General features: G+C 41.3%; 15 protein-coding genes. 5 read left to right on the forward strand and 10 right to left on the reverse strand.

The features are described 5' to 3' along the window. Nucleotides 1-273: 273 nt before the first annotated feature. Nucleotides 274-1,451 (forward strand): IS3 family transposase gene (locus SKA34_RS13720; RefSeq protein WP_086004105.1). Its coding sequence is split into 2 segments (ribosomal slippage): nt 274-532 and nt 532-1,451, totalling 1,179 coding nucleotides; the frame shifts between segments, so codons are not numbered across the junction. On the opposite strand, the gene SKA34_RS13725 is transcribed toward SKA34_RS13720, so the two are convergent. The 4 genes from SKA34_RS13725 to hemL form a co-directional block, all read right to left on the reverse strand. Beyond that, nucleotides 1,444-4,842: a response regulator gene (locus SKA34_RS13725; protein WP_006646131.1), complete on the reverse strand. Its 3,399-nt coding sequence runs from the start codon at nt 4,840-4,842 to the stop codon at nt 1,444-1,446. The two genes, SKA34_RS13720 and SKA34_RS13725, sit on opposite strands and share 8 nt — an antisense overlap. A 297-nt stretch (nt 4,843-5,139) precedes the next feature. Further along, nucleotides 5,140-6,162 carry a 16S rRNA (guanine(1207)-N(2))-methyltransferase RsmC gene (rsmC, locus tag SKA34_RS13730; RefSeq protein WP_006646132.1) on the reverse strand — a complete coding sequence of 341 codons (1,023 nt, stop codon included), beginning with the start codon at nt 6,160-6,162 and terminating at the stop codon, nt 5,140-5,142. A 145-nt stretch (nt 6,163-6,307) separates the two neighbouring features. After that, nucleotides 6,308-7,393 carry an AI-2E family transporter gene (locus SKA34_RS13735; protein ID WP_006646133.1) on the reverse strand — a complete coding sequence of 362 codons (1,086 nt, stop codon included), beginning with the start codon at nt 7,391-7,393 and terminating at the stop codon, nt 6,308-6,310. Nucleotides 7,394-7,739: 346 nt separating this feature from the next. Beyond that, nucleotides 7,740-9,050 (reverse strand): glutamate-1-semialdehyde 2,1-aminomutase, encoded by a 1,311-nt coding sequence (gene hemL / locus SKA34_RS13740; RefSeq protein ID WP_006646134.1) that lies wholly within the window; start codon nt 9,048-9,050, stop codon nt 7,740-7,742. Nucleotides 9,051-9,374: 324 nt separating this feature from the next. Here hemL and clcA point away from each other — a divergent pair, with 324 nt between their 5' ends. Next, entirely contained in the window at nt 9,375-10,778 is a 1,404-nt protein-coding gene (gene clcA / locus SKA34_RS13745; RefSeq protein WP_039860540.1) for a H(+)/Cl(-) exchange transporter ClcA, read from the forward strand. A gap of 60 nt (nt 10,779-10,838) precedes the next feature. Then, nucleotides 10,839-11,180, forward strand: a complete 342-nt coding sequence (gene erpA, locus SKA34_RS13750) for an iron-sulfur cluster insertion protein ErpA (RefSeq protein WP_006646136.1) — start codon at nt 10,839-10,841, stop codon at nt 11,178-11,180. 77 nt (nt 11,181-11,257) lie between these two features. Here erpA and SKA34_RS13755 read toward each other — a convergent pair whose 3' ends face one another. After that, the gene (locus SKA34_RS13755) at nt 11,258-12,505 is read right to left on the reverse strand and encodes a peptidoglycan DD-metalloendopeptidase family protein (protein WP_006646137.1); all 1,248 of its coding nucleotides are present in this window, start codon (nt 12,503-12,505) and stop codon (nt 11,258-11,260) included. A 196-nt stretch (nt 12,506-12,701) separates the two neighbouring features. On the opposite strand from SKA34_RS13755, the gene tyrS reads away from it, so the two are divergent. Both tyrS and SKA34_RS13765 read left to right on the forward strand, forming a co-directional pair. Beyond that, nucleotides 12,702-13,889, forward strand: a complete 1,188-nt coding sequence (tyrS, locus tag SKA34_RS13760; RefSeq protein ID WP_006646138.1) for a tyrosine--tRNA ligase — start codon at nt 12,702-12,704, stop codon at nt 13,887-13,889. Nucleotides 13,890-14,101: 212 nt separating this feature from the next. Beyond that, complete coding sequence (locus tag SKA34_RS13765; RefSeq protein WP_039860680.1) at nt 14,102-14,722, forward strand: DedA family protein; 621 nt, start codon at nt 14,102-14,104, stop codon at nt 14,720-14,722. A 53-nt stretch (nt 14,723-14,775) separates the two neighbouring features. On the opposite strand, the gene SKA34_RS13770 is transcribed toward SKA34_RS13765, so the two are convergent. From SKA34_RS13770 to SKA34_RS13790, 5 genes are all read right to left on the reverse strand, one after another. Beyond that, on the reverse strand, nt 14,776-15,387 hold the full coding sequence (locus SKA34_RS13770; protein WP_006646140.1) for a trimeric intracellular cation channel family protein: 612 nt from the start codon (nt 15,385-15,387) through the stop codon (nt 14,776-14,778). A 99-nt stretch (nt 15,388-15,486) separates the two neighbouring features. After that, nucleotides 15,487-16,332, reverse strand: coding sequence for a vitamin B12 ABC transporter substrate-binding protein BtuF (gene btuF / locus SKA34_RS13775; protein ID WP_006646141.1), 846 nt, complete (start codon nt 16,330-16,332; stop codon nt 15,487-15,489). Beyond that, nucleotides 16,332-17,288, reverse strand: a complete 957-nt coding sequence (locus SKA34_RS13780; RefSeq protein WP_039860682.1) for a cobalamin biosynthesis family protein — start codon at nt 17,286-17,288, stop codon at nt 16,332-16,334. Before SKA34_RS13780 ends, btuF begins: the two co-directional genes overlap by 1 nt. 72 nt (nt 17,289-17,360) lie before the next feature. Further along, a complete protein-coding gene (gene mtnN, locus SKA34_RS13785; RefSeq protein ID WP_006646143.1) occupies nt 17,361-18,059 on the reverse strand; it encodes a 5'-methylthioadenosine/S-adenosylhomocysteine nucleosidase in 699 nt (232 codons plus the stop codon). Nucleotides 18,060-18,222: 163 nt separating this feature from the next. Continuing rightward, nucleotides 18,223-19,635, reverse strand: a complete 1,413-nt coding sequence (locus SKA34_RS13790) for an FAD-dependent oxidoreductase (RefSeq protein WP_006646144.1) — start codon at nt 19,633-19,635, stop codon at nt 18,223-18,225. Nucleotides 19,636-19,644: the final 9 nt, after the last annotated feature.

The raw sequence follows: 19,644 nt of genomic DNA on the forward strand, positions 1-19,644 counted from the left end.
TCATCAGGTGAATAATAATAAATGTTCGTACGAAAGGGCATATAACTATGGTGTTAAATGAAGACTCCTCTCACGTAATTATTCGCTTATGATGTAATGTTAAAGAGGTAGGGAGAGGTTTCATGTTTGTATATTACAGGCATAAAAAAGCTCCCGTAAGAGCCTTAATATATTTAGTATTCAACAATACCTAATCAGCTATGTAGTGGCATAGTGAATTTGGTCACTTAGTTAGAGGTGATATCATCACTTCATACGTTAACAGGTGACACTATGACAAATCGTACAAGACGACTATTCAGCGCAGAATTCAAGCTCGAGGCTTCACAGTTAGTGATTGATCAAAATTACTCAGTGGCAGAAGCCGCCCAAGCCATGAATGTGGGTAAATCCACGATGGATAAATGGGTTCGTCAGCTTAAACAAGAACGACAAGGCAAAACGCCAAAAGCTTCGCCTATGACCCCTGAGCAAATAGAAATTCGGGAATTAAAAAAGAAGTTAGCTCGTCTTGAAGAGCATAATGAAATATTAAAAAAAGCCACGGCTCTGTTGATGTCGGACTCACTGAACAATTCTTGATGATCAAGAAACTCAAGCAGAGCTATAGCGTAAAAACATTATGCGAAGTCTTCAATGTTCATCGAAGTAGTTATAACTATTGGCTAAAGCGTCCAACAGCGATTAGGGCGGAAACAGTCAAACTTCGCAGCTTAGTTAGTGAGGCCCACGCAGCAAGCAACGCCTCTGCGGGAGCGAGGACTATTGCAGATATAGTCACAAATCAGGGTTTAAAACTGAGCCGATACCGAGCAACAAAACTCATGAGAGAGCTTGGTTTAGTCAGTTGCCAACAGCCAAAGCATCGATACAGAAAGGCTTCTCAAGAACATGTTGAGGTTCCAAATCACTTGGGCCGACAGTTTGCTGTTACCGCCCCAAATGAAGTTTGGGTTGGTGATGTTACGTATATTTGGACAGGAAATCGCTGGATGTATTTAGCGGTTGTTATTGATCTTTTTGCCCGCAAAGTGATTGGTTGGTCGATGTCTTTATCACCTGATTCCAGTCTGACAGGCAAAGCTCTTTCAATGGCTTATGAGTCGCGTGGTAAGCCGAAAGGCGTCATGTTCCACAGCGATCAAGGTAGCCACTATACAAGTCGAAAGTACCGTCAATTACTGTGGCGTTTTAAGATAAAACAGAGTTTATCTCGCCGAGGAAATTGCTGGGATAATGCACCAATGGAGCGTTTCTTTAGAAGCTTAAAGACCGAATGGGTGCCAACAGTGGGTTATCGTAGTTTTGCTGAAGCTCAACAAGAGATCATCCGCTACATTATCGGGTATTACTGTCAACTCAGGCCGCATCAATATAATGGCGGCCTAACTCCCAACGAATCAGAACGATTATATTGGGAAAACTCTAAAACCGTGGCCAATTTTAGTTGACCACTACACTAGTACTTATTGTATGGTGTAGCTTGTCTCGCATTGCTACAACATGTTGACGCTCTACTGTTGTTTGAGTACATCGATCTAGGACGTAATCCATGGTGTTGATCACTGTTCGCCAGCGTGGTGTTTTGGGTAACGTATCGATATGTAGATATTTATCAAAGGTACGTGTTTGTAAGGTGCTGCGATCAAGATACACTCGCCATAACCCACTTTCCTCTGCTAATTCAAATTTGGTTTTCTTGGCGTCATTTTCCCATAATGAAAGAGTCATCGTCATTGACTCAACCATAAGTTGACGAATAAGATCCCCTTTATTTTGTCGACTACCATCAAGCTTATCAGCCAAGCGTGTGAATTCACCACCAAGCTCTCTGAGTTGCTGTAAGTTATTCTTGTCGCCGTTAAAAGCAAACTCTGACAACATATCAACAGCATTTTCTAGTAAGTTAATACGATGATCTGCCGAAGGACCTTGGTTATCAAAAACAAACATTTGTTTAAGTCCTGATTCTTCAGGAAGGTTAATAATATCGGTTGATAATGTCTGGATCTCATCATTAATAAGGAAGCTCAATTTTCCATTGTAATGGTGGCTATCGTTAGTACCTATCGGTAGCTCAGTGGCGATAATATCCGAAATGGTATGGCGCTCTAGTTGCTCTGGTGGACGTTTAAATAGCTTACCAGCGGCACTGTTAACATAGCGAATACGACCTTCATTTTGTATACAGATAATCGCTTCACTGGTGGAGTCAAGGAGTCCGAGTAAGCGGCTTTGTGCCTCTATCAAGCTGACTTCTACTTGCTCTCTACGATGAATCTCTTGTTGTAGAGTGACGTTTCTTTGCTTCTCTTGTTCGGTTTTACTGGCTTGTAAGTAAGCTTGTATACGGGCAATTAACTCTTCTTTATTAAAAGGTTTAGTTAAGTAGTCATTAGCCCCACACTCAAAGCCTTTAATGCGATCTTGAATTTGCCCTAATGCTGACAACATCATTATTGGTAATTCAAAAATCGAGTATTGCTTTCTTAATAGGGTACAGACTTCGTAGCCACTCATTTCGGGCATCATAATATCGAGTAAGATCAGATCTGGGCGTTGTTGCTGGACAATATCTATTGCTTGATGGCCACTCTCCGCTGTTTTTACTCGATAGCCAGCAAGTCGAAGAAAATTATTTAAAATTTGCAGGTTAACGGGCTCATCGTCAACCACGAGAATAAGATCACCTTCAGGATTTTCAGGTAAATTGGTGCTTTCACAACTTCTGGAATCTAATGCCGGTACTTTGAAGTGCTTAAGTATTGAGTCATTCGAGATCGCTTTGATTTGCTCATTGGTTGCAAGGTTTAAGGTAAAGCTAAAAGTTGTGCCAATCATAGGCTGACTGCTTACATATAAGCGTCCACCCATTAATTCAATAAGTTGACGACTAATCGATAAACCTAGACCTGCCCCTTGTCGGTAGTTTGCCGAATTTGAGTTTGCTTGGATGAGAGGCTCAAAAATATGCTCTAACTGCTCACTTGGAATACCTTGCCCCGTATCGACGACTTGTACACGTAATTGCTGCTCTAACACTGTGGCAGAAATAATTATTTTTCCTTCAGATGTGTATTTAATCGCGTTACCGACAAGGTTATAAAGTACTTGTTCTAAACGTTGCTCATCGGCATCAACGAGGGGCAAATTTGCAGGAATTTGATTAATGATCCTTACCGGTTTATTACCAAGCAAGTGACTAGAAAGCTCCAGTACTAATCTCACAGCTGCAGAGAGATCAATCGCATGGCGATGAATATCTAAATCCCCATAACGCATTTTGTGGTAATCCAGCAGATCATCGACAAGGTTAGTTAAACGCTGTCCACTATTAATGATCATTTCTAATTGACGACGTTGAGAATCTTTTACTGGTCCATTTGCTCCAGCAAGTAAAGATTCTGCAATACCTACCATGCCATGAAGTGGGGTGCGTAATTCATGGGATGTGGTTGCAAGGAATTCATCTTTAAGTTTATCAGCTGTTTGTAGCTCATTATTTTTTTGCTTGATAATCTTAAGGCTTTGCTCTAATTCGTCATTTTGAGTTTTTATTAAACCTATTTTTTCACGAATAGATCGCTGCATACGTGAAAAGCTTATCGCAAGACGACCAATTTCATCACTACGTTCAGTGCCTTCGATGACTTGGTCTAAATCGCCACCAGAAGCTTTTTCTGCCGCCCAAGTTAACCGTAATAATGGAGCTGTAATTGAATTAGATAATAAGTGAGAGGTAAAGATCACCAAAATAATAGCGGTGACCATTGCCACACCGAATATTTTTTCTAGTTCAGTAATACGAGCAAAGGCTTCTTTTTCTGGTAGTTCAACGATTAATGCCCATTTATTGTTAAGGATATCGAGTGGTGAAAAGGCACTAAGTACTGAGATGTTATCGTAGTTTTTAAAACTACCCACGCCGGATTTACCAGCAAGTGCTTCACTGATACTTTTACTTTTTAATGTTGTAGGCACCCCTGTTTCTGCAGAGAAGCGCAGTTTGTGATCTTGACCAATTAATAAGGTTTGGACGTAGTTCGCATTATTACCAACATCTTGAATAAGATCAGAAATAGCCTTGTTACTTAACTCCATAAATACATAACTGTGTAAATAGCCTTGCTGAATTATCGGTGCGGCGAACCATGCGGTTGTGTCGTCTGTGTTAGCAGGTTGACTAAAATCGGTAAAAGTAACCGGTACTTGATCAGGTTTAGTCTGACTTTGTTTGGTTTTTTCTTTAATCGTTTCAAAGGTCTGTTTTAATGCAGGCGATGCTTGTGTGTTCGTAAGTAAATTGACGCCAAATAATTGGTGATTGTGAACGGAGTAAACTACGTTCCCTGAACGATCAACTAACATGATATCTTTGAAGTCAGAGCGTTTTAAATACTCTTTATAAACCGCGTTGTAGCGCTTATACATTAAACGGTAACGTTCATGCCCTACATAAGTTGTCTTATTATGGGACTCATTTTTTTTTGTAAGAGTTTGCGAGAAATAATTAGCATGTCCTTGAGATGTCAGTTGCTGCTCTATGTCACCCAATTGATGGTAAGCACCTACTAAGCCATAAAAACGACCGCCACTGTTATTCGATAATTCAGAGCGAGCAAAACTCTTCACCTCGGATTCTTTCGCAGCGAAAAAACTATAAAGTTGCTTTTGCTTATTATCACGTAAAGAAGCTAAGTGATTGATGCTTTGTTCAGCAAGGTCTTTGGTATGAGAGTTAAGAAAATATAAGGCAGATAAAACCAAAGGGGTGATGCTAAGCACAATAAAGGCCAACATTAACGTATGTTGGAGACGTTTAAATCGTTTGGTATTCTGCATTCCGGTGCCTGAATAAAATGATTATCGTTTGGTTTAGATTGGTTCAGAGACTAATTTATAAATTATAAAATATTTTAAAAGTGACGTTTTTAACAATTTTTCCGTTCGTTAGAAATCACTAAGTCCATATATACTAATATAATACTGCTTATACTGACTTATTTAAAGTGATCAAGTACAGCGATAATGAAGCGTGTCATAAAACACAAAATTAACGTTTTTGACGGAGTTTTGATTATAAAAAAGGGACAATAATGTCCCTACTTTAGATAAATGTTCCGTTAAATAAATTAACGCTTATTTGGTTGCGGCGTAAATATTAAATTTGTTTGTTTTAGCCGTAATATTGCACTCACCAAGGCTTGCTTCAATTAATGGTGGATATTGTAAAAAACTGTTGGCTACAATGACAAGTTGACCGTTATGTCTAAGGTATCGTGGGGCATCATTGATAAATAGCTCTGTTGCGGCATAAAACGTTTTTAACCCAGCATGAAATGGTGGATTGCTGATCAAAAACTGGTATGGACCCGTTAATGTTTTATATACATCGGTTGCCGTGAATTTGCTTGCGTCAAGGTTATTAACCTTAAATGTTTCTTTTGCAGATTCAATGGCTAGCGCACTGATATCACATAGTTCTAAATCAATAGTGGGATATTTGGCTTTCATCACCGCGCCAATTACACCGGCACCACAGCCAAAATCTAATACTTTCCCGTGTAATTTAGGCAGATTGTTAAGCAGTAATTCTGAGCCTTTATCAAATTCACCGTGGCTAAATACGCCAGGTAATGAGCGAACAGTGAGTTGAACGCCTGCAATATCGATAGGATAACTACGGAACCAATCTGATAAATTAAAGGCTTTTGGCGTGTTATCACAACGCCCCCAGTAAAAACTGCAGCGACGTGCAGAATCATACTTAGTAATCGGGCCATATTCTGCAAATAGCTTTTCAGCACTACGCACGCCCGAGCGATTTTCACCGACGATACAAATTTCTACGCCAGTGCCAAATTTATTCAGTAGCATAGTTAACAAGTAATCTGCTTCTGCTTTTGCTTTAGGCCAGTATAGTAGGATTATATCGATATCTAATGTTTCTGTTAATTCAGCACCGAAGTAACTACTTACATTTTTAAAACGTTCGATATCTGAGTAGAAGCCATAGTTTGTGGTAAATACCGATACCGTTTTAGCAGTTTGACACAGCTCTGATGCGAAGGTATCACTTAATTCGCCAGCGATAAGGACTTTACGGTTTTCAAAAAACTCAGATTGACGAGCAACAACCTGGCTCGCGGCGCAATAAGACATGTAACTGGCCTCAATGTAGACATCATAAATTTGGGAGCGAATTGTTCCATAATTATGTGCAGTTGAAAAGAAATCAGCAGTAAAGAGGAAGATTGAATAGAAGAAAAATGCCGCTCTAGAATAGAGGCGGCATTGTAATGACGGATTAGTGAGAATCTTGTTGTTCTAAGAAGTCTTTAAATTCAACTTCATACATTTTAAATAACACGAGTGTTACGCCAAAAATGATTGGACCGTAAATCATACCTATCAAACCAAATAATTGGATACCTCCAATGATTGAGAAGAAGATCAGTAAGGTATTCATACTTGAACTGCCTTGCATTAGCAGTGGACGAACAACGTTATCGATTGAACCTACTACAATGATACCCCAACCGGCTAAGAATAATGCCCATTCCCATTGACCGACTAACAGTAAGTATAGAGATGCTGGTAGCCAAATAAGTGCGGTACCTACGACTGGGATTAATGAAGCAAAAGCCATCATTGATCCCCAGAATAGTCCTGGGAATCCGCATAGCCACATTGCAAAACCACCGGCTAAACCTTGCGCGACGGCGGTTAAAAAAGATCCAAGTACGGCAGATTTTGCGACTTGTTCAACTTCTTCCATGATCGCATCTTCTTGGCTACGAGATAGTGGGATCACATGACGGATCGCGGCAATCATCTTGTCGTTATCGCGTAGCAGGAAGAACAGGACAAAAAGCATCATCATAAAGTTAACCAATATGCTAGTGGCGTCGCCAAGAATACGTGCACTAATATTTATTGCTTGAGAGCCCACTTGAGATGCTGTGGTTGCAATTTTCTGAATGATGACTTGAGGATCAAAATCATGGAAAGGCGAGTATTTATCAATATAGAAGAGTGCTTTTTGAGCGTAAGGGTGAGCAAAGAGTTCTTTCGGCCCACCGGATGTGATCCATTGATAGCTTTCTTTAGAAACGGTTGTACCTTGATGAACAATGGATGAAAACACCACAAGCAGTGGGATCACAATAATGACGGTAAGTACAAAGCAAGATAGCATTGCAGCAGTATTTGCACGGGTTGGCATTAACGCTAATAAACGTTTATGTAACGGTGCAAAGAGTAATGAAATAATAAATGCGAGAACAATCGGCCCTAAATAAGGTTCGATGAGCTTGTAACTGGCAAATGCAGCAACAAATAAAGCAATAATAAGGAGCCAATGGCGTGGCTCTATTTTAAATGGCTGTAGCACTGTATGTATCCTTTAATTAATAAGCTTCTTCATTACTGCTGTTATTGATAAAGATTATCATTATAATCATTGTCGCTATAACTTATCGATTATACCCTTTATCGCGGAGATGGCTTATGGGATGTTGTAATTGTGGCTGTGATGACAAAAAAAAGCGCAGACCACCGATTGCACTAATTATTTTAGTCATTATGGTACTGCTTGCGTTATATTTTTGGCAATAACATAGCCTTGATCTGTGTCTGTAGTTAAATACAATTACTGTATTTTAGATACTAAAATAATGTCATAAAAAAAGGTCACTAATTGCGACCTTTTTTATTTTTATTTATTTTAGCTTTCTGAATTATTCAGGGCTGTTTTCATGTGCAAGCGTTGCAAAAGCAAAGTCAGCGGCTTCAAGTGTTGCATCAATGACTTGATCTGTGTGTGCTAGTGACGTAAAGCATGCTTCATATGCAGAAGGTGCAAGATATACACCTTTTTCTAGCATTAAATTAAAGAAACGCTTGAAACGTTCTACATCGCATTTTGTTACATTTTCGTAGCACGTTACAGTTTCTTGATCAGTAAAGAAAAAGCCAAACATCGCACCTACTTGATTAACAGCCAGTGGAACACCATGCTTATCTGCTAATGTTTTAAAGCCATCAGCAAGACGTTTAGTGGTATTCGCAAGGCGTTTTTCATTACCGTTTTCAGTTAACACACTTAAACACGCATGACCTGCCGCCATTGCAACAGGGTTGCCTGATAGCGTACCAGCTTGGTATACAGGACCTGTTGGTGCAACAAATTCCATCACTTCACGACGACCACCAAATGCACCGACTGGCATACCGCCGCCGATGATTTTACCTAGTGTTGTTAGGTCTGGTTTTATGTTGTAGTAGCCTTGAGCACCACCTTCTGACACGCGGAATCCTGTCATTACTTCATCAAGAATTAGTAGCGCGCCAAATTCATCACAGATGTCGCGTAGTCCTTCAAGGAAGCCCGGTACTGGTGGAATGCAGTTCATGTTACCCGCAACAGGCTCAACGATAATACAAGCAATCTCTTCTGGGTGAGCAGAAAACGCTTCACGGACAGAATCCAGATTGTTATAGGTTGCTGTTAGGGTATGTTTGGCAAAATCTGCAGGTACACCTGGCGAGCTTGGTTGGCCTAGGGTTAATGCGCCAGAACCGGCTTTAACGAGTAGGCAATCAGCATGGCCATGGTAACAACCTTCAAATTTTAAGATCTTATCACGACCAGTAAAACCGCGTGCTAGACGAATCGCGCTCATAGTTGCTTCAGTACCAGAGCTGACCATGCGAACCATTTCCATCGATGGCACTAGTTTTGATACAAGATCAGCCATGGTGATTTCCATAGCTGTTGGCGCACCAAAACTTAATCCTTGTTGCGCTGCATCGATCACTGCATCACGAATAGCGGCATGGTTATGACCTAAGATCATGGGACCCCAAGAGCCAACAAAATCGATGTATGCATTGCCATCAGCATCAAAAATATAAGCACCATCAGCTCGCTCAATAAAGAGTGGCGTACCACCAACACCCGCGAATGCTCTCACTGGAGAGTTAACACCACCTGGGATTTTTTGTTGTGCTTTGGCAAATAAATCAGCCGATTTGCTCGTTTTGCTCATTGTGAGATCCTATATAAAATAATCAGGTGTAGATCCAATCCACATAGTTATCTGTCCTAGGGATTGTAGGCTAGAGAAATATGTAGATTGTTATTAGTCTATTGTACCTAAAAGGATGCAATTTAGGGAGGACGATTTATTGTGGTTATTTGCGCGTATTGAACAATTAATTACAGCAATATTGTTATACAAGTCACAGTTGGAAAGCTATTTTTCAACATTAACAGTATAATAAACGCCCATCTTAGATTACTCTTTCAAATCCGATAGTTTCATTTATCCTTCCTGCATTCTAGATGCAATCTTTTACAATACGGCCGAAAAATGACTGATAAACCGCATGGAACATACATGCCTCTACATCTTCAACCGCGAGCATTGGTAAGGCAATTACTTACCCGAGACAAAACACCTGTCTCTGTTATCTTTTTATCAGCTATCGTCGGTATTCTTGCTGGGTTTGTTGGCACCATGTTTGAAATTGGTGTGGATTGGGTAACAGATCAACGGACAGAGTGGCTACGAGATGAAATAACCAGTGTTCTTCCTCTTTGGCTTGCCGCTTTTATTGTCAGTGCCTCGCTCGCTTTTGTTGGCTATTACCTTACAAGTCGTTTTGCTCCTGAAGCCGGAGGTTCTGGCATCCCTGAAATTGAAGGTGCAATGGAAGAGATGCGCCCTGTTCGCTGGTGGCGTGTGATCCCTGTTAAATTTTTCGGCGGTTTAGGTGCGCTAGGCTCAGGTATGGTACTTGGTCGAGAAGGGCCAACCGTTCAAATGGGCGGTAATATTGGTCGTATGATTTCCGATATTTTCCGATTAAAAGACAAAGAAGGTCGCCACTCTTTATTAGCCGCTGGTGCTGCAGGTGGTTTGGCCGCAGCCTTTAATGCTCCAATGGCTGGCATTATGTTTGTTTTTGAAGAGATGCGCCCGCAGTTTCGTTATAACTTAATTTCGATAAAATGTGTAATGATTTCAGCGGTGATGTCAAACATCGTATTTCGTCTTATTAGAGGACAAGAGGCGGTTATAAATATGCCGCAATATGATGCACCTGCATTGAAATCATTATGGTTATTTTTAGTCTTAGGAATGCTATTTGGTGGTTTTGGTGTCCTATTTAATCGCATGATTATTTTTGCGTTAGATGGCTTCATTAAAATCCATCGTAATGAGCGTAAGCGTTACTTAATCACAGGTGCTTTAATTGGTGGTTGTTTCGGTTTACTTCTGTTGTATTTCCCTGAATTAACCGGTGGCGGCATTTTCCTTATTCCTCACGCGACTAATGGTGATTACGGTTTAGGTATGTTAATGCTGTTGTTCTTTGCTCGTATTGCAACCACATTACTGTGTTTTGGCTCAGGTGCACCAGGCGGTATTTTTGCTCCAATGTTGGCGTTAGGGACATTGTTTGGCACTTTCTATGGCATGATCACACAAGGCATCTATCCTGATTTAGGCATTGATCCAGGACTATTTGCAATCGCGGGTATGGGGGCACTTTTTGCTGCGACAGTTCGCGCGCCTATTACGGGTATTTTGCTTGTTATTGAAATGACCAACAACTATCACCTGATATTACCATTGATTGTTACGACTCTCGGTGCGACTATGCTTGCTCAAATGTTAGGCGGCCAACCGATTTATTCGCAGTTGCTACACCGAACAATTAAAAAAGAGCGTTTACGCCATGATTCTCCAACAAGTGAGCCTAATACTTGAACAACATAGTCAGGTATTAGATAATCAGCGTAATTAACGGAAGTGTGTGAGAGGTTTGTAATGAGCGATGCTAATTTGCCGCTAACTTTTTCTGATGTTGCAGCGAATAAAGTAAAAACACTGATCGCTGAAGAAGAAAACCCGAATCTAAAGCTACGTGTTTATATCACTGGTGGTGGCTGTAGTGGCTTTCAATATGGCTTTACTTTTGATGAAAAAGTAAATGATGGTGATATGACCATTGAAAATAGCGGTGTAACGCTAGTGGTTGATCCTATGAGTCTCCAGTACCTAATGGGTGGTATAGTTGATTACACTGAAGGTCTAGAAGGTTCGCGTTTCTTTGTTAACAATCCAAATGCAACAACGACTTGTGGTTGTGGCGCATCATTTAGTGTTTAAATGTTGACTCAATAGTTATTGAGCTAAACAAAAGCCGACAATATTGATTGTCGGCTTTTTTGTATCTAAACAAAGGCTTAGTTTAATAATATGTCATTATTGGTAAGCAATGTGCTCAACTGCTGAATATACTCAAGTTGTTGTTTAGCTTGCTTTTTAAACGTTACTTGCTCGTTACCTGATAATGAGTTGGCTTGCGGTAAATCTACCGTACGAGGGTTTTTATGTTGGCCATTGACCAAGAATTCATAGTGTAGGTGAGGGCCTGTGACGCGACCTGTGCCTCCTAAAGTGCCGACAGTATCACCTTGTTTTACTCGTTGTCCTTTTTTGACCATACGCTTAGTTAAATGAAGGTATTTGGTTACATATTTAGCACTATGCTTGATAAAAACGTAGTTACCATTGTATTTGTTATAGGCCGATTCTAAGACTACGCCATCACCAGCAGCCCAAATCGGTGTGCCTACAGGAGCAACATAATCAGTGCCTCGGTGCGGCTTTACTCTTCCTGTAACGGGATGGAGACGACGTGGATTGAAGTTTGAACTTACATAGCGGAAATTGACAGGAGAGCGCAAGAATGCTTTACGCATGGCTCGCCCGTCTTTATCGTAATATTTGCCGTCGTTATTGCGAACAGCGGTAAAAGTTTTCCCCATATTGGTGAAGGTTGCGGCTAAAATCTCACCGCGATCGACTGGATTACCATCTAAATAATGCTGTTCAAATAACACTTCAAATTTATCACCTGCTCGAATGTCGAGTGCAAAATCAATATCCCAACCAAATAGGGCGGCGATTTCCATGATCTGATTGGCGGTTAATCCTGCTTTATCTGCTGCACTCCAAAAACTTGTTTCAATGGTGGCATGAGAGAAATTAGTATGAGTTTCAATTTCTTTTTTATCCATCTCACTGGTAAAGGTGTTGCCATCGTGGCGCACAATCAAGGTTTCTAAATGATTACGAGGTTGGTGAAGCTCAACTAACTTCCCTTCTTTACTAAAGCCAAATTGAAGGATGTTACCTGGACTAAGTCTTTCTAATTGTTTGGTATTGGCATCGGTATTGGCATCGGTATTGATAAGGGAATGTAGCGTTTTACCATCTAAGCCAATGTTATCAAACGCGATAGCTAAACTTTCACCACTTTCAATAACGTGCTTTTTCCACGTAAGATCTTCTGTTTTATCTTTACCTGAAAGAGGTGGAGTCGAAGCGGTTGCAATGACAATTGGGTAAGGTTTACCAATTTTAAATTTACGCTCAACATGAGATGTGGTTTCTTGCTGGGCACTCGGCAGAATTGCAAGCCCTAGCATTGCTATGCCGATCAATATGATAAAAAAGATGTTCTTCCGTGGAAAACAAGGTGATGAAGTTCCTTTCATACTAAATTTTTCACATATATTCCGAAAAAAATAAACGACCTTCAGTTTAACTGGTTTCAAAAAAGCCTGCTATTCAAGTAAGATGGACGGCTTATTATTTTTGCCAATTTTGTGGGAGCGAACAAGAATGGCCAGCATTGAACAAGCACTTGTTGAGATAAAACGTGGGGTAGAAGAACTTATCCCAGAAGCTGAGCTAATTGCAAAGCTAAAAGAAAACCGTCCATTACGTATTAAATTAGGTGCCGATCCAACGGCGCCAGATATCCACCTTGGACACACGGTTATTCTTAATAAGTTGCGTACTTTTCAGGAATTAGGCCACGAAGTCACTTTCTTGATTGGTGATTTTACTGGTATGGTCGGCGATCCTACGGGTAAGAACACGACACGTCCGCCACTAACGCGTGAAGATGTATTACGCAATGCGGAAACATACAAAGAGCAGGTATTTAAGATCCTTGATCCTGCCAAAACTACGATTGCGTTTAACTCGACATGGTTATCAGAGTTAGGTGCAGAAGGAATGATCCGTTTAGCGTCTAATCAAACCGTTGCACGTATGCTAGAACGTGACGATTTTAAAAAGCGTTACGGTGAGAATCGTCCAATTGCGATCCATGAATTTATGTATCCATTACTACAAGGTTACGATTCAGTCGCAATGGAGACAGATGTAGAGCTTGGCGGTACTGATCAGAAATTCAACTTGTTAATGGGGCGTGAATTACAAAAATCGCACGGTCAAAAACCACAGGTTGTATTGACTATGCCATTGCTTGTGGGATTAGACGGCGTGAAGAAAATGTCTAAATCTGCGCATAACTACATTGGTATTGCCGATGCGCCAAGCGATATGTTTGGTAAGATCATGTCTATTTCTGACGATCTGATGTGGAGCTACTTTGAATTACTTTCATTCCGTCCAATGGATGAAATAGCTCAGTTTAAAGCCGATGTCGATGCAGGTAAAAACCCACGTGATGTGAAGTTCTTACTAGCAAGAGAGATCATTGCACGTTTCCATTCAGAAGAAGCGGCAGAAGCGGCATTACAAGAGTTTATCAGTCGCTTCCAAAAAGGTAACCTACCTGATGAAATGCCTGAGTTTGAATTTGAAGCAGGCCTTCCAATTGCTAACTTATTAAAAGAAGTTGCACTCGTTAACTCAACCTCTGATGCAATGCGTATGATCCGCCAAGGCGCAGTGAAGCAAGATGGTGAGAAAGTAGAAGACACGAAACTGGTACCGACTGCTGGCAACTATGTTTTCCAAGTAGGTAAACGTAAGTTTGCTCGTGTGATGATTAAATAATCAAATTTATCTTGCAGAGTTATTCTAATAAAAAAGGGTGCATTTGCGCCCTTTTTTATTATCTATCAAATAGTCTTAATTAATAATAAGTTGGCTTTGAATCTTAATGTTTGATGGTTTATGAAAGCTTACTTTTTAGCTTTGATCATTATGTCGACTATAAGAGACAAGCTACTATAAAAAATTACTCTTCATTTTTATATCGACTGGCTATGGAATCGATTCAACATATTATTACTGATCTTACCCCGCTGCTGCAGCAATATGGGTATTATATTTTAGCATTGGCAATTGCTGTTGAAGGTATGGGGATCCCCGCGCCTGGCCAGTCGTTATTGATCGTTGCGAGTTTATTGGCATCGTCAGGTAAAATGTCGTTACCTATGGTGCTATCTGTTGCTTGGGCAAGTAGCTTTATTGGTAACAGTATTGGCTACTTTATTGGACGCCAATTTGGTCATATATTAACGAAGAAAGAATGGATTAAACCGCGAACGCTGGCCAAGTTACATCAGTTTATTGACCGCTATGGCATGCTAGGGCTTGTGATTAGTCGTTTTGTTGAAGGCATTAAACAGTTCATGTGTATTGGCTGTGGTATTGCGCAAATGCCAGTTCAACTTTTCTTATTAGGTAACTTCTTAGCGGTAACGATCTGGCTATTGGTATTTGGTGTTGCTCCTGCTTATTTACATGATGAATTGGGACCAATTTTAGCCTTCTATCATAAATATCAAATACAATGTTGGTCTGTTGTCGCTGTACTTGTTTGTATACTTGGATGGTGGCTTGTCCGTCGACTCAAACGCCGTAAAATCTCGATTGAAGAATAGTATAGCCTTGTTTGTATAGCATTAAAAAACCGCCAGTGTTGGCGGTTTTTTTGTTAATTGCGTAATGCAAAAATAGGCAGAGAAAGATTCCACTTAATGGCAGCGAGTCTTATTGTGAGTGTGGTAAAGATACCGATCACTGCTGCAATAGAAGGCAATACACCTAAAGATAAGCCTATGGTGTGTACCATACCACCAAGAATACAGGCCGTTGCATAAACCTCTGTACGTAACACCATTGGGATCTCACGTCCGAGTATATCTCGGATCACGCCGCCGCCACAGCCTGTTATAACCCCCATAATCACAGCAACTATTGGTGATGCGCCATAACGTAATGATTTTTCAACACCGATAGCGACAAAGACTGCTAATCCAATCGCATCAGCGACAGGAAGAAAATACCATGGCAGCCGTTTAGGGCGTTGGGTTGCGAGCATCGTGATAATGCATGTTATAAAAATCACCCATAAGTAATTGGTATCATTGATCCAAAACACAGGGGTAGCACCTAGTGCCATATCACGAATAGTGCCGCCACCAATCGCTGTTACGCTGGCTAGTACGACAACGCCAAAAGGATCCATGCGTAATCGCCCCGCCATGAGTACTCCCGAGGCTGCAAAGATTGCAGTACCAAACATATCGAGAATATAGATGAGCATGTTTATCCCTATTTTAATAGAAAGGGGGGAACGTAGGTAGGCGATTGTACTGTCTAAATGGCCGGGTACAACTATAAATTCCACCTTTAGTGAGGTTATTCACAGCAAAGGTGAGGTGTTTCTTGCATTATCCAGTAGCTGACACACCTGTTGCACGGCTTTGAGAGTACGAAGTGTCGGGCGGTTTAACCAGTCGCCATTGAGTTGATAAAGTTGATGATTATCTACCGCAGGAAGTTTACCTTGCCAATTTAACCATGGGCTATTTTCTTTTGACGTAGCATGGTTTGAACCAAAAATTACGCTGGGTTGGCGAACAACAACTTGCTCTTGATTGACTTGTGGGTATGCGGCGGTGCTGGTGGAAAAAATATTTTCTCCACCACATATATCAAAGACTGGACTCGGCCAATTGCCATCCGAGATCGTCAACATAGGGCTATCACTTAATTGATAAAAGTAACGTACCGGAATCTTGTTTTGATAGCGTGCTTTAATTTTAGTGAGTTGTGTTCTAAATGTTGTAGCAGCAGTAATCGATTGACTAGGATCATCAGCAAAGTTTCCTAGTTTGATAATCGTATCTGCAATATCGGTTAATTGCGTTGGATTTGAATAAAAGATCTTAATCCCAAGTTGCTGTAAACGCGCCATTTCACGACTAGGATTCCCTCCTTTCCATGCCAATATTAAATCAGGCTTTAAGGTAAGAATACGCTCCATTTTAATGCCACGATAATTTGCAACGCGTTCCAATTTTTTCGCCTGCTCAGGGTAATCACTGTAGTCACTAGCAGCGATGAGTTTGTCTCCTAAACCTGCGCTATAAGCAAGCTCTGTCATGTGTGGTGAGAGGCTAATAATACGCTGAAAAGCGTGTGATTGCGCAGCTATGGCGGTCGAAAATGGAAATAGAATAAACAGTGAAAGAAATAAAAATCGCATTAAGCTAGTCCGTGAAAAATAATAAGTAATCCACTTTCAATAACGATCCAACACCATAAACGACTAGTCATTAATTGCTGAATTTGTACAAGGTGCAATGATGCGGGTGCAATTCTCCCTCCAATACGAGGCCGCTCCACTTTCACTTGGTTGTACATCGCAGGACCACCAAGCGATAAAGAGAGTTTGTGTCCGGTTGCGGCTAATAACCAACCAGGTCCTGGTAGTTGCCAATTCTCGCCTTGCTGCATTAAACCATGAAAAGCATTCTTGGCATTTTGACCAAGCGTAATTAATAGAGCAAACAGGCGAAGCGGCACAATATCTAAAATAAGTGCGATGCGAATAGCGGGTAAACCAAAAAAGCGGAACTGTTCACGGCTTGGTGACCAAGAGCGAGCAAGGCTAATAGCTAAGCGATACATAATCGCGGCAATACCACCGCCGATGGCATACCAGAATAATACGCCAATGCCATTACGGCCGTAGCCAAGCAATAGGGTTTCAGCACCCGCTTTACCTAGTCCAAGCAGTGATAAGTTTTCAGTATTACGATTAACGTGATTGGCTAATAACTCACGGCATCTACCTTTGTGTTCAAGGTTATAGGCTTGGTTAAATTGTTTGCCTAATTTAGCTGATGTTTGCCAGTCTATTGCCATCCACAACAAGGTCATTTGGAAAATCGTTTGATACCAAACCAGTTGGCTAAAAGCGAACAATAAGATCAGTACCGTACCTGACATTAAAAACCAAGCGAGTGAGCCTGCAAGAATACGTTGAGAGGGATTTTCTTTCGGATGATTAACACGCTCTGCAATGAGCAGTGCGAGACGTTGCCAGATAACAATGGGATGAAGCGGGTAGGGAATGGGTAAAACCCAATGCAATAATAACGCTCCCCACAAAGCGAGTAGGGAGCTATTAGTTGTGAGTGACGCAACAAGTGATTCCATCATCCGTGACAGCTATTCTCGTTTTAGGCTAGATGCTAAGCAAGGCCACTTAAATTAGTTACTGCAATGAGGTTACTTAAGTAACTCAACCATTTTCTCAACCATGATTGATGAGCTTTTTGCTGCAAGTGGCAGGAACTCATCAAAGCTCATTGGTGATTCTTTATCTGCGACATCAGAAATGGCACGAACCACAACAAATGGTACTTTAAATTGGTGACAGGCTTGAGCAATAGCCGCTGCTTCCATTTCAACTGCAACTACTGATTGGAAGTTAGTGCGAATGAAGTTTTGTTTTTCAGCGCTACATACAAATGCATCGCCAGTACAAATCAGACCGCGAACTGCGTGTGGCTTTTCAGGTAAAGCTGTCAGTGCTTGCTCTGCTACATCCATCAGTTTTTCATCTGATAAGAAAGCTGCTGGCTGCTGTGCCATTTGACCGATTTCATAACCAAATGCCGTTACGTCTGCGTCGTGGTAGCGAACTTCCGTTGAGATCACAACATCACCAACGTTAAGGCTTGATTCAAAACCGCCAGCAGAGCCGGTATTGATCACAACATCAGGTTGGAACGTTTCAAGTAATACGGCTGTACCTACTGCTGCGGCAACTTTACCAATACCAGACTGCAACAAGACAACATCAGCACCATTTAGCGTACCAGTGTAGAGAGTACAACCTGCTTTGTTGTGTGTTTCGCAGTTTTCTAGTTGTGCTTTTAGGATAGCAACTTCTTGCTCCATTGCGCCAATAATGCCGATTTTCATTGATTCGTTCTCTTGTTGTTCAAGCGGTGCACCAAGGGTGCTGTCGTGTTAATTAGTGTACCATGAGCGATAGAATTTATACCAAAAGTTATCGAACGCTAATTTTTAATCAATAAAAAAGCGGAAGGTTGCCCATCCGCTTTAGTTTGTTTAATTAACGTATTTAGACGTTTAAATAATCGAGTATGCCATCAGCTGCTTTACGGCCTTCATCAATGGCTGTTACTACTAAATCTGAACCACGAACCGCATCACCGCCGGCAAAGATTTTCGGATTTGTGGTTTGATACGCACAGTGTGCATCGAATGAGGTTTTGATCCGTCCCCATTGATCCAGTTCTACATCATATGGTGTAAGCCATGGCATCGCGTGAGGTTGGAAACCAAACGCCATGATCACAGCATCTGCTCCTAATACGTGCTCACTTCCTGCGACAGGCTCTGGGCGACGACGTCCAGCGTTGTCAGGTTCACCTAACGCTGTTTTCACAACTTTGACGCCAGTTACTTTGCCTGAATTATCCACTTCTATACCTAATGGTTGAAGGTTAAACATAAAGTTTACGCCTTCCTCGCGGGCATTTTTTACCTCACGTTTTGAACCTGGCATATTGGCTTCATCACGACGATAAGCACACACCACATTTTTTGCACCTTGACGGATCGATGTGCGTACACAATCCATCGCGGTATCACCACCACCAAGCACGACTACGCGTTGATCTTTCATATCTAAGAATGTCGATGGACTCTCTAGTTCCATTACTTTATAGGTATTCGAAATCAAAAATGGCAATGCGTCATATACGCCTGTTGCTTCTTCATTTTCCAATCCTGCGCGCATGTTTTTATACGTGCCGACACCTAAGAACACCGCATCGTAGTCTGACAGTAGCGATTCCATCGTGACGTCTTTACCGATTTCAGTATTGAGCTGAAACTCAACCCCCATTTCAGTAAAGATTTTACGACGGTTAACCATTACATCTTTTTCAAGCTTGAATGATGGGATACCAAAGGTCAGCAAGCCACCAATTTCAGGGTAGCGGTCAAACACCACGGGTTTTACGCCGTTACGAACAAGAATATCAGCACAAGATAATCCGGCAGGGCCTGCACCGATGATCGCAACTTTTTTATCTGTCCACTCGACCCCTGACATGTCAGGTTTCCAGCCCATCTCAAAAGCTTTATCGGTAATGTATTTTTCAACATTACCAATCGTCACCGCACCAAAGTCTTCGTTTAAGGTACAAGAGCCTTCACATAGCCTGTCTTGAGGACAAACACGGCCACATACTTCCGGTAAGGTATTCGTCTGGTGAGAAAGCTCAACCGCTTCAATAATACGTCCCTCATTGGCCAGTTTTAGCCATTGAGGAATATAGTTATGAACTGGACATTTCCATTCACAATAAGGGTTACCACAATCTAAACAACGATCCGCCTGCGCACCTGCCTGCTGTTTGGTAAACGGTTCGTATATTTCAACGAACTCGATTTTACGTATATTTAGCGGTTTCTTTGGTGGGTCGATACGTTCGACGTCAATAAATTGGTAAACATTCTGGCTCATTCGGTTTCC

This window comes from Photobacterium sp. SKA34 (assembly GCF_000153325.1).
GTDB lineage: Bacteria > Pseudomonadota > Gammaproteobacteria > Enterobacterales > Vibrionaceae > Photobacterium.